Below are 12153 nucleotides of genomic sequence, written 5' to 3' on the forward strand. Positions count from 1 at the left end.
ATCCACGGTCGAACCCTGGATGCCGGCCATGACGGCGTTGCCGATCTCGTTGTAGCTGACGGCGATGCCCACGCCCGCCTTCTTGCCTACGCCCGCGGCGCCGGTCACCGCAACCAGCGTGGTCTTGTCCTGCGCCCGCACAGTTACGTCGTGGCTGCCGCTGGCGGCGCCGTTGTAGACGATCTTGCTGTTGACCAGATAGCTTTCGATGCGGTTGGACATGACATTGACGGATACCGATCCGCCCGCGCCCGTCCCATCGCGCGCCGCGCCCAGCGCGCCCGCGAAGCCCACCGCGACCTGGGTGGATTCCGCCGACACGTCGACACGGCCCGTGTACAGCAGCTCGGTCACCTGGCGGATGCCCGCCTCGACCTTGCTGCTGCTGACATTGACCGCGACCGCCGCGCCCACCCCCGCCTTGCCGTCGGAACTGGCGACCGCGCCCGCCACGGTGGCCAGCACGCTCAGGTCGCGGGCCTCCAGCGTCACGTCGCGCGCGCTCACCTTGGCCGCATTGCCCAGCAAGGCAATGTTGGCGTAGTCCGCCACGCCGACGGCGGCCGAACCGGCCACCGCCACGCCCTTCTGCCCCTTGGCGCCGGCCATGCCGGCGGCGATGGTCACGGCCACGCCGGTGCGCCGCGCCGCCAGCGCAAGATCCGCAGCCACCACCAGCTCGCCCACGGCCAGCACCTGGGCGCGCGCCTCGCCGCCCATCATGTTCATGCTGTAGGCGCCCGCCACGGCCACATTCGACTTGGCCGTATCCGATTGCGCCAGCGCGGCCGAGCCCGACAGCGCCAGGCTGTGGGTGCCGTTCAACGCCTCGATCTTGGCGTCGCCGCCGATCGTGATATTCATGCCGGCCGCGTTGATGTAGCCCTGCGCGAAGTCATTGACCATGTTCACGGCCACCGCGCCGGAAATCGCCACGCCCGCCTTGGACTGCTGGCTGGCGCCGCCTGCCGGCGCCGGACTGCCTGGCGCCGCGCCCGCGTCCTGGGTCAGTTGCGTGGCTTGGCCGCTCAGGCCTTCCAGCTTGGAGCCCAGGCTCGTGGCCGGCGCAGGCGCGGGATCGTTCGCCCCCGGAGCCGCGTCGCCCTGGCCGGTGGGCAGCTTGATGTCATCGATGCTGGTGCCCGTGCCTCCCGCGCCGCCCGTGCCGCCGGCGCCCGCGCCGGTGCCGCCGCCCGCGCCCGCCACCGGGCTGGACACGCGCGAACCCGCCACGGCCAGATTGCCGACGAAGCCCTTGTTCTCTGCGCGGATCGTCAAGGAAGCGGCTGAGAACGAGCCTACCGGCAAGCCGGTGGGTGCGCCATCGGCCACGCGCAGCGTGTCGCCGATCAGCGCCTGCGTCCAGCGGTTGACGTCATTGATGGACACGCTCATGCCCACGCCCACCGCCTGCGATCCGGCGGCGGCGCCCGCCACCGTGCCGACCCAGGTCGCGTCCGTCGCCTGGATGTCCGCCGCGCCCGCGGCCGCGATCCGCGCGCCCCGGCCGACCTGGGCCAGGGTGGTCGCGCTGGTGGAGTTGACCAGCACCACGCCGTTGAGCGCCAGGCTCTTGGCCTGGCCGCCCGATGCGCCCAGCGTGACCGAGATCAGTTCATTGTCCGCATCGACCGTCAGCTTGCCCGAGTTGATCTCGGCGGTGTCGCTGACCAGGGCGCGCGTATCGTGCTTGGCCGCGTTCACGTACACCGACACGCCGATGGCCGAGCCTTCCTTGGAGCTGCTGCCGTAGTCGAAGCCCTGGAATTTCGGTGTCAGGAATCCCTTTACCCGGTCCTTGCCATAGCTGTAGCGGCTCTCGGCCGCGCCGCGCGGCGCGGCCTGCTGGAGCGACTTGGCGCCGCCCAGGGAAATCGACGGCAGGATGATGTTGCCCACCAGGTTCAGGCGCTGCGAGGAGTTCTCCGCCTGGACGGTCACATCGCCCGCCGTGCCGCCGGACAAGGTCGTATTGATCTTGCCCGCCACCTGCGCCTGCGTCTTGGTGTCCTGCACCAGCACCGTGAATGCGCCCGACAGGGCCAGTTTCTTGCTCTTGGCCGTGGCGCTGGCCCAGCTGCTGAAGCTGGACGAGATGCCGCCCGTGCTGGTCAGCGTGGCCTGCAGATTGTTGAGGAAGGACGCGGCCGCCTTGCCGGCAACCTCGGCCTTGGCCTTGGTGCCGTCGGCGTCATTCCACTTGGCGTTGATGCCGTCGAAGGGCGCGTACAGATTGACCAGCCACAGCTTCATCGGGTCGATCTGGTTCAGGGTGCTGGCGGTAACCGCCACGTCGCCGCCCTGGGTGTTGATCGCGGCCAGCTGGCTGACGGTCGCTCGCGTCGCAACGTCGTCGATGCCAATGACCACGGCCGCCGCCGCGCCAAAATCGGAACCGTCCGGTCCGGGCGCGCGCTCGGGCTGATTGGTCGTCAGGTTGTTCTTCTTGTTCAGGAACGCCTGCTTGTCCGCAATCGCCTGATCGTCCACCCCGCTCATGATGGTGAGCCGGGTGTTGTATTGCGTCTGTGCCTTGACGGTGACGTCGCCGCCCGCGGTGTTGACCGTGGCCGCCACCACGCCGTTGCCGATGCGGGCGGTCGTGGTGATGTTGTTCATCGCCATGCCCAGCGCCGCGCCCACCTGGAACTCGGTGGAGGGATTGTCGATTTCCTTCTGGATGTCCGAATCGTACTTGGCGCGATCCTCGAAATCCTTCTCTTGCTTGATTTCCTTGATCTTGGCGCCGAACTTGCCGCCCCGGCTTTCCGACACCAGTGCGCTGAAGAAACTCTTGACGTACTGAACGCCCGTCCCCAGGCCGCCCAGGGCGCCGCCCACGATGGGGCTGACGGTCTTGGCGATGGCCGCGTTCTTGGCTTCGGTCTGCGCCGACGTCAGGAAATCGCTGCCGGTGGCCGCGCGGCCGCCCAGGATGGTCTTGACGGCAATGGCGCTGCCGGCGTCCTGCGCCTTTGCCTCGACCGTCACCTTGCCCGCATTGCGCGTCACCACCGTGCCGTCCATATAGGCCTCGGTGGTCAGCTGGTTGTACGCGAATCCCACCGCCACGCCGACCTTGGCGTAGCCAGCCTTGTACTTGCCCGTCTCCTTGGACGGATCGATCTTGCCGTCGGCCCCGGTCACCGGCTTGGTGTCGTCGCTTTCGGCCATGGCGCCCGCGGCCGATATCGAAATCGTGCTCTTGTGGCTGGTCAGCGCCTGGATCGTGACGTCGCCGCCCACGCCGCTGACGGTGCCGGTATCCGGATTGGCGGTATGCAGCAGCCCCGTTTCCAGCCTCGCGCCCGTGCCTATGTGCACGCTGGATTCGCTGATCACCACCGCCACGCCCACGCCTATCACCGCCGGAACCGCGCCTATTTGGCCCGGCAGCAACGCGATCTCCATCTCGTTGGTGAGGTCGGACTTGATCGTGATCGAGCGGGACGCGATCACCGTGCCCTGCACGTCGATAGTGGACTTGTTCTGCAGCACGCCCACGGCGATGCCGGCAATCTTGGCGACCAGCGGGCTCAGCTTGACCGTGGCCGATGTCGTGGACGTGATGGTCACGTCGCCATTGGACACCAGGCGCGCCTGCGCGCCGACCTTGATCGACGAGTTGTATTCGATGCCGGCCCAGGCCGCCATGGCGCCGGCGCCGTCCAGGAACTTCATCAAGGCGTCGAAGGCCGAGTTCACGCCGCCCGCCAGCGTGCCCAGCACGCCGCCCTGGTTCGCGCCGTTCTTGATCAGCGGATCCAGGTCGTAGTCCTTGCTGTCGATCTTGCTGCTCAGGCTGACGCCGGATCCGCCCGTGTCCTTGGCCCACAGGGTCGCGTTGTTGATCGTGATGGCGGCGTCCAGCTTGTAGATCTGGGCCACCGCGCTACGCCACGGACGGTAGCGCTGCGCCGCCAGCTCGACCGCTCCCGCGGCCAGCACGATGTTGGCGCCGCTCGTGGCGCCGACGGTGATCTTCTCGCCTTCCAGACGCAGGGCGTAGCCCGCATCCAGCGTGATGTTGTGCAGCACCGAATACGACTGGCCGCGGATGATCACGTTGCGGCCGCTGACCGTCAACGCCTGATCGAGTGCGCCGCTGCCGATGTCCAGCACATAGTCCAGCTTGTTCGTATTCGCGCCCAGCGTCACGCCGGCGATCGTGCCGGTGGTGGAGATCAGGTTGGACAAGGCGGCGCTGCCGCCCAGCGCCATCACCTGCAGGCTGTTGCCGCTGCCGCTATTGGACGCCAGCGTTACGGTCACGGTGCCGCCGGCGGTGTCCGCCGGTTGCGTCACCATGAAGGAAACGTTGTTGGTGTTGCCCTTGAGCGTGTCGTAACCACCGCTGCTGCCCAGGGTGACGGCCTGGGTCCAGGCGCTGGCATCCAGCGTGGTCGCGCCGGTGGAGCTGGTGGAGATGACGGTGGCGTCCGCGAACACGCCGCCGTTGAGCGCCACCTGGCTTGCGGCCGAGCCGCCGCTGACGAAGTGGACGTTGGTATTCGACAGCACTGCGCCGACGCTGGTGTTGACCACCAGGCTGTTGCGCGCGCCGGCCTGCGCGGCGATGCTGTTGCCTGCACCGGTGTTCAGCCCGCCCTGGCCGTAATTCACGACGAAGGTGTTGTCGCCGCTGCCGGAGCGGATCGTCGAGTTGGACCCTGCCAGCACGAACTGCGTCTGATGGCCGATCGCCAGCGCCGCGCCGGTCAGCACGCCCGCGCCATCAGAGCTGCTTTGCACCTGTCCGGCCGCGATCAGGCCGAGTTTATAGGCCGCATCCGACAGGCTGACCGTGGAGTTCGACACCGTGCCGTCGGCGTTCAGCGCCGCCTGCATGCCGGGCGCCAGCGAGAACGCGCCGGAATAGCCCGCCGCGATCGCGTCCTGGCTGTACCGGATCTGCAGGCGGCCCTGCGCGTCCAGGCTCGCCGTCAACGCATAGAGATAATCCCAGGGCGTGGTGCTGTCGCTGGCCGGAATCAGCTTGCCGGCATTGGGGCCGCCGACCGCAATGCGCAGCGGCTCGCCCGCCGCGTTGACCATGATGCCGGCGCCAATGGCGTCCAGCAGATCCTGGATGGTGCGCACGCCTTCCAGGCCGACGTCGACCCGCGCATTGCCGTGATTGGGAAACAAGAACGCCAGCGCAGGCCCTTCCGCCGGCGTGTAGCCCGAGGTCAAATCCGACAGATAGGTCCGCGTGGTCACGCCCGTGTAGGCCGTGGTATCCACGGTATTGGCGCTGCTGCCCTCCACCACGAAGCGGAAGTCCTTGACGTTGGTGTGGACGCTGCTGATCTGCGCCCCGCCCGAACCAATCTTCACCTGGCTGTTGTCCAGCGCCACGCTCTTGCCGCCCGTGGACAGCTCTATCGTGTTCGACCCGGCGGACCCGATCACCTGGGTGGCATAGGCATTGCTGATGATGAAATAGTTGGACAGGCCGGCGATGCCGTCCAGCACCGCCGTCCCGGCAAAGCGAGAGGTATCGATCCAGTTGCCATACTCGCCGCTGATCACGCGCACGCTGGAGATGCCGGCATAGGTGGAAGCGGTGGCCTGGGTCTCGTTGGCCGTGCGCTGGATCCAGCCCGTGGCGCCCGTCTGCTGGAATGACACATAGCCCACGCCGCCGCTGGCCGCCATCTGCGACTGGTAGCCTGCGCCGTCCGTGCCGGTCAGGCCGTCGGCCGCCACCACCAGTTCGGTGGCCGCATTGGCGCCCGTGCCGCCATAGAGGTTGTAGCGGCCTCCCAGCAGCATGATCTGGTGCCGGGTGTTGTCGCCCGAGCCCGCGCGGATCACGCCGCCCGCCATGAGCCCGCTGACCAGCACCGTGTTGCCGCTGAAGGCCGAGGCGTCGATCAGGGTGGAACCCAGGCCGCCGTTCAGGCGCGCGTCGCTGAAAGCGCCGTTCAGCGTGTTGCTCAGGGTCGGGACCGGCACCCCGGCGCCCAGGGGAGTGCCGTCGGAGGCGTAGCTCGCCGACAGCTGATTGTTGGTGAGCGTGAAATTCCACTGGCCGTTTTCGTCCAGCGTGTTGCTCTGCGCACCCGCCTGCGCCCACAGCTGGTTCGCGCCCTGGTAGCCGGTAAAGGTATTGTGGCCCAGGCCGCCCAGCAGGACGTTGGCGCCCGCGCTGCCGATCAAGGTCAGGTCGCCGCGGTAATTCGTGCCGTCCAGCGTGACGCTGGTGGCGGCGTGATAGGCGCTGCCCGCCGCAGCGGCGGCGTCGATGGTGCGATAGTCCTGCAAGGTCACGGCGTTCACGCCGCGCAGGGTCACCGTGCTTGCGGCGCCCGCGCCCAGAGGCGTGTTCGTCAACGTGGCCGAGGTCTTGTCGCCACTAAGCGAGGCGTTGCTTTCCACGCCCGCGATGTATTCGGTTGCGCCGCCCGCGGCCAGGTTGCCGATCACCAGATCGTTGCCGCCGCCGCCACTGATGCGGTTCTGTCCGCGGCTATTGGCCACGGTGATGATGTTGTCGCCCAGGCTGCCGACGATGTCGTTGCCATAATCGCCGCCCGCGCCGATGACGTTGCTGATGTTCAGCACTCCGCCCAAGCCGCTGGCATCGTAAAGGCCGGTATTGCCGTCCTGGAAGTTCAGGTTGACGGTGACGTTGTCTTCATAGGCCGAGTAATCCAGCGTGGTCCTGCCCGCCACGCCGAAGAACATCTGCACGTCGAGATTGCTGACCAGCGCGGCCGCCAGGCCGTTGACGCTGCCGTCGGCCGCCACGCCCGCGCCCATGTAGACGCTGATGCCCCCGCCGGTCTGCACGCGGGCCGTGACGTCTGCGCCGAATTGGGAAAGGTCCAGTGTGTTGCCGCTCTGGCCGGCCTGCTGGGTCAGGTTGAAACCGAGGGTGCCGGCGGCGGCGATGTAGGTGTTGCCGCCGCCGCTGCCCTTGATGATGTCTTGCGAGCTGTTGATCGTGACCGTGGTGTCGCCCACCACCGTGATCCTGTTGCCGCCCTGCGTGGAACCCTTGACGCCGCTGATCGCCCGCACATAGCCGAACCCGGTCGGCGGCGGCGGCGGAATCTCTTCGCCATTGGCGTCCGCCGTGGGGCCGGACAGGTCCACCGTCACGCCGGTGGCGTAGCCGCTGTAGTCCAGTATGGTCTTGCCGCTTTGCGCCGTGCCGATCAGGTTGAAGGTCTTGTCGCCGATCTTCAGGTTTTGCGAGCCGTCGGCGGACTTGAACACCACGTTGACGACGCGCTGGGTCCAGTTGTTGCCGGCGTCCACCGTCGAGTACGTGATCTGATAAGCGTCGTTGTTGCTGATTATGGCCGTGACGTTGCCGCGGATGCCCGAGAAATCCAGCGTGTTGTTGCTGTTGTCGTCGTCCTCGTTGCGCACCCAGACGCCGTTATCCAGCTTCATGCCCTGGCGCACTTCGATCGTCGTCACCGCCGCGGTCGAATTGTTGTCGAACACGAATGTGTTATTGCTGCCGTAGCCGATCAAATGATCATTGACCGCCACGCCCTGCAGGGTCGAACCGCCGCTTTGCAGGCCGGTGGCGCTGGCCATCACGCCGTTCCAGCTGGCGACCGTCACCGTGCCGGCCTCGATCGCGCCGTGACGGTAGTCCAGCACCCAGTCGCCGCCCAGCGCGGCGCTGCCCACGGTATGGGTGGCCGCCGCCACGTCGGCGCGCGTAATCGCCGCGAGGCTATCGACGAAGGCGATGCCGCCGCGGCCGGCCGCCACGTTGCAGCCATAGAGCAGGATGTCGCCGTCTTCCGACATGGCGTCGCCCCAGGCGCGCAGCTGGTCCTTGTAGGCATCCAGCTGGCCCGAACCCAGGGTGGCCGTGCCCAGCTTCAGGGATCCCACGCTGCCGTGGCTCATGATCTGCACCGCCGCCAGGTCCTGGTGCTGGCCCAGCACCTGCGTAATCTGGTCCACGCCGTCGTAGCGGCCGTCCAGCACGATGATCTCGGTGTCGTGGCTGCGCAGCACCTGCAATTGCGGGCCGTCGCCTGTGGGCCTGGCCAACCCGTCCAGGCCTTCGGTCTTGCCGCTGATCAAGCCATACAGGCCCTGGACGATCTGCTCGGCATTGTCCACCGCCGGATCCACGAAGATGATCTGGCGCACCGGCGTCTGTTCGGAGTTTGTGGTGTAGCCGGGGATGTTGGCGGCCGGCTTGGGCTGGCTGGCTTCCTGCCCGGGCAGCCAGGCCTTGGCGTCGCCCTGGCGCGTGGCGTTGGCCTTGGCGTACTGCTCCAGCGTCAGCATCTCGCTGTGCTGCGTGACGGCCTTGAAGGCCGCCCGTTCCACCAGGTACGGATGCGAGCCGGGCGCGCTGGGTTTCTTGCCTTGAGCGCCGGCGGCGGGATCGGCGGGCGCCACCACGGGAGCCTGATCGCTTGCGGGCGGCGGCGGCGGCACCAGCAGTTCGGCCGACATGAGATAACGGCGCTCCAGCGCCTCGAAGAGCGGCCGCCTGCGGAACAGGGACTGCTGCACCTCGCGGGAGGAACGGCCGGTCCAGAGTTTGCGCGCCAGTTTCTTCATGCTCATATCGTCGCTCGACATTTCTTGTGCGGGCGCTGGAAACGCCCTGATTTAAACGATTCCGAGCCATCCGGCTGATCGCCGGATAGCTCCGCTGTGGTCTTGCCTGCGTACTGCCCGGCCTGCGCGTCGTGGCGCAGGCCCCCTCCGGTCCTACAGCATCTGCTGGCTGATCGCCGCGATGTCCGCCGCGTTCAGCGTGCCGGCGGCCTGCTTGAGCTTCAGGCCATCCAGCAAAAAGTTGTATCCAGCCTCGGCCTGCTGGCGCTTGGCGTTGTACAGGTTGCGCGTCGCGTCCAACACGCTGACGATGTCGTTCAGCCCTGCCTGGAAGCCCTCTTCCTTGAGCTTCAAGGCCAGTTCGAACGACTCCACCGAGCTGTTCAGCGCCTTGATCCGGTCCATGCCGATCACGATGTTCTGGAACGACGAGAACACCTGGCGCTGCACCTTGCGCCGTGTCAGGCTCAGGTCGGACGAGGCCGCGCTCAGGCGGCTGGCCGCCGCGTGACTCATGCCGTAGGTGTAGCCGCCCTGGAAGATCGGCACCGACAGGTTCACCGTGAAGCGGGTATCGGCCACCGTGCTGCCGCCGCCGAACAGGCTGCCGCCCGTCTCGTTGCGGCCGGTGGAGGCGCGCAGATTGACGCTGGGGTAGTAACCCGCCTTCTGCACCGACACTTCCTTTTCCGCCACCGCCACGCCGGCCGAAGCCGCGCGGATCGACCAGTTCTGGTCCAGCGCGGTGCGCAGCCAGGCCTGGGGATCGTTGGGCACGGGCAGCGTCATGGGCAGGTCCTTGCGCACCGGACGCAGCTTCAGGTTGCCGTAGCCGACGATCTCCTGCACAGCCTGTTGCTTGTCCAGGTAGTCGTTCTTTGCCAGCAGCGTATTGGCGTCCTGGATATCCAGGCGCGCCTGCACTTCGCTCAGGCCCACGCGGGTTTCCTGGCCGCTGTGAAAGCGCGCCTGCACTTCGCTCAGGCCCACGCGGGTTTCCTGGCCGCTGTGAAAGCGCGCCTGCACCAGTTCCTGCTGCTTCCGCGTGGTGCGGCGCTCGGCCTCGGTCAGCTCGATCTGATCCTGCGCCGCCAGCACGCTGAGATAGGCGGTTGCCGTGCGCAGCATCAGGTCTTGCTGCGCGTAGGCGTAGCTGGCCACTTCCTTGCGCTCGGCCTCCTGCGACTGGCGCCACTTGTGATACGCGCCCAGTTCGAAGATCGGTTGGTTCAGGGTCAGCGCCCAGCCGTTCTCGGCCCAGTTGGCGCGGCCGGTCTGGTAGACGGTGTTTTCGCTGTCGACCACGTTCTGGCGGACGCGGCTGCGATTCATTTCGCCGCTCACGCTGGGCAGCAGGCCCGCGCGCGCGGAGATCACGCCATAGCCCACGGCCTGCAGTTCCTGGTAAGCGCCTTGCATCTGCGGATCGTTCTGCAGCGCCATCATGTAGACCTGGTCCAGCGTCATCGGATCGCTCTGGTCCGGCAGCTGTGCGCCGTTGTACGCCGGCATGTCTTGCGCCAGATAGGACGCTGGCGCCGGAAACACGGTGTTCTCATCAAAGCGCGGCGCGGGCGCGGGGGCCACGTCGTCCATCTGGGCGCTGGGCGTGGTCTTGCCGAAGCCGGAATCCTCCTGGGGAGTGGACTGCCCCAGCTTGAGCGGGCCGCTTTCGGTTTGCGGCGCCGTCGCGGCAGCGGCCGGCGCGGAGGCGGCCGGCGCGGAGGAGGCCGACACGGACGTGGCCGGCGTCCCCTGGCCGGACGAGGCGCAGCCCGCCACGTTCAATGCGGCCATAACCGCCGCCGCCAGCATGCCCTTGCGCGCGAACGCCGGAGGAAAGTGAAGCTTGTTGTAGTCAGTCATAGTAGACAGTCAGGAACTCGTGCCCGTCCCGCGCTGCGCCCGCAGCCAGGCTATAGAGGCTGCGGGGTTCGTCGGGCAACAGGAAACCAAGAACATCGCTTTCCGCCAAAGCGAGACTGGCGGCCAGACGCAGAAGATCGGGGATGAACGCCCGCAACGGCAGCTCGGCCCCACGAAAAGTCACCGTGAACGAATCGCGCCGGGTGTCGGCCTCGTCCACTTCCAGGAACATGAAGCCGGCCGGATCGGCCTGCCCGCAAGCCTGCGCCACGATGCGCTGCGCAACCTGCCGCAACACCGGGTTGCCGAGCCGGGCCAGATAAGGCTCCAGGTGCGCATCGAACGCCGCGCGGTCTTGCAGATGGCGCATGCGGTAAGCCGTCACCGCCGCCTCGCGCTGCGTCGCCGGGTGCCATTTGTAGCCGCAGCCCAGGGGCAGCACGCCATGCTGGCGCAGCGCCTCCGGCGTGGGCATGAACTCCAGATAGACGCGGTACGTGCCGGCCGCGCCATCGGGTTCATAGGCGAAGAACATGGCGCGCGCATGCTCCATGTCCTGCGCCACCCGCATCCATAGCGCCTGCGGCATGGCAAGCGCGCGCGACAAGGTGGCCAAATCCAGCTGACGCCAGTTTTCGCGCTGTATGCCCAGCATGAAGCGGTTGCCGACCAGGCCTGCGGCCGAGAACTTCATCGACCATTCGACCCCGTCGATCTGCCGGTTCTTGAAGACCGACAGCAAACGGTCTGCCCAGATCCGTTGCTCCCCCCGCAGCGTGTGCAGGGGGATATGGATCTCGGGTTCGGTGCCGGCTTGGCTGGGGGCCTGGCCGATCGCGGGAGTCAAGGTTGCGGTCAGCATGGCCCTGCGGCGGGAATCAGGCCGCGGACTCGGCGGGCGCGGCGTCCTGCTGCAGCGCCTTCAGGCGGCGCTGCTCGTCCAGCTGCATGGCCAGGCGCTGGACGTTGCCCAGCGACGCGCGATGCAGTTCGATCAGGCGCAGAATGCCGGCGCGATGCAGTTCGAGCACGCGGGCATCGTCGATGCCGGCGAACTTCTGCTCGTCCACGACCCAGAAGCCGCTCAGATAGCGGTCGCCGTCGGCCTGCGAAATCGTGATCGTCTTGGCCGTGAGCAAGCCCAGCTCGTTCAGGCGCTGGGCCATGTTCTTGGTCAGTTCCATTTCGCCCTGGAACACGCGCAGGAATTCCATCATCTGCGTCAGGTAGCCGGTTTCCTTGCCGTCCTCGAACAAGGCCACGCCCTCCGCGGCATTGACGCCGGGATAGGACTCGTCGATGCACACGGCCAACCGGTCGGCCTCGGCCGTGGTGCCCAGCACGAAGGGATAGCGGCGGGCAAAGGCGGGAACGTAGGTATCGGCCTTCCAGGTGCCCAGCTCGGTCACGAACAGATTGGACTTGTCTTCCAGGCCCAGCAGCACGGCCACGTGGAAGTTGCCAGCGTCGTCGCCCACGAACACGATCGGATAGTGGCGGCCGGCATCGGCGAATTCGCTGGCGGCGATGGGCAGAGCATTCGTGTCCTGCGCAAATGCGTAATGATCCGGCTGAATCTGGATCTTGGTGTCCTGGTGCGCTGCCCGATCCAGCGCCACAGCCCGTTCATAAAACACAGTCGCTGACATGCCTCTAGCCCTCCTTGCCTTTTTCCAGTTACGGACCCGAGCATCATGTAAAGCTTGCACACACTGTTGCTGATATGCCGGCTTTTTCGCTCAA

4 protein-coding genes (1 of these 4 only partly in view) are annotated in these 12153 nt (G+C 67.1%); all 4 read right to left on the reverse strand.

Annotation, left to right across the window (positions count from 1 at the left end; translation table 11 throughout):
* Nucleotides 1–8550 carry the 5' portion of a DUF4347 domain-containing protein gene (locus ACZ5YA_RS13130; RefSeq protein WP_464092656.1) on the reverse strand. Its footprint begins 23217 nt before the window's first position, so only the first 8550 of its 31767 coding nucleotides appear in the window; the start codon lies at nt 8548–8550; the stop codon falls past the left edge of the window.
* A 147-nt stretch (nt 8551–8697) separates the two neighbouring features.
* The gene (locus ACZ5YA_RS13135; RefSeq protein WP_464092657.1) at nt 8698–10410 is read right to left on the reverse strand and encodes a TolC family protein; all 1713 of its coding nucleotides are present in this window, start codon (nt 10408–10410) and stop codon (nt 8698–8700) included.
* The gene (locus tag ACZ5YA_RS13140; RefSeq protein ID WP_280015480.1) at nt 10403–11272 is read right to left on the reverse strand and encodes a hypothetical protein; all 870 of its coding nucleotides are present in this window, start codon (nt 11270–11272) and stop codon (nt 10403–10405) included. Before ACZ5YA_RS13140 ends, ACZ5YA_RS13135 begins: the two co-directional genes overlap by 8 nt.
* Before the next feature lie 16 nt (nt 11273–11288).
* On the reverse strand, nt 11289–12059 hold the full coding sequence (locus ACZ5YA_RS13145) for a SapC family protein (protein ID WP_059380151.1): 771 nt from the start codon (nt 12057–12059) through the stop codon (nt 11289–11291).
* Nucleotides 12060–12153: the final 94 nt, after the last annotated feature.

The sequence above is a fragment of the Achromobacter sp. JCM 18799 genome (assembly GCF_055395645.1).

Excerpts from the sequence above, each read along its gene's own strand:
- ACZ5YA_RS13140 (WP_280015480.1), bottom strand. The coding sequence starts at position 11,272 with ATGCTGACCGCAACCTTGACTCCCGCGATCGGCCAGGCCCCCAGCCAA.
- ACZ5YA_RS13145 (WP_059380151.1), bottom strand. The coding sequence starts at position 12,059 with ATGTCAGCGACTGTGTTTTATGAACGGGCTGTGGCGCTGGATCGGGCA.
- ACZ5YA_RS13135 (WP_464092657.1), bottom strand. The coding sequence starts at position 10,410 with ATGACTGACTACAACAAGCTTCACTTTCCTCCGGCGTTCGCGCGCAAG.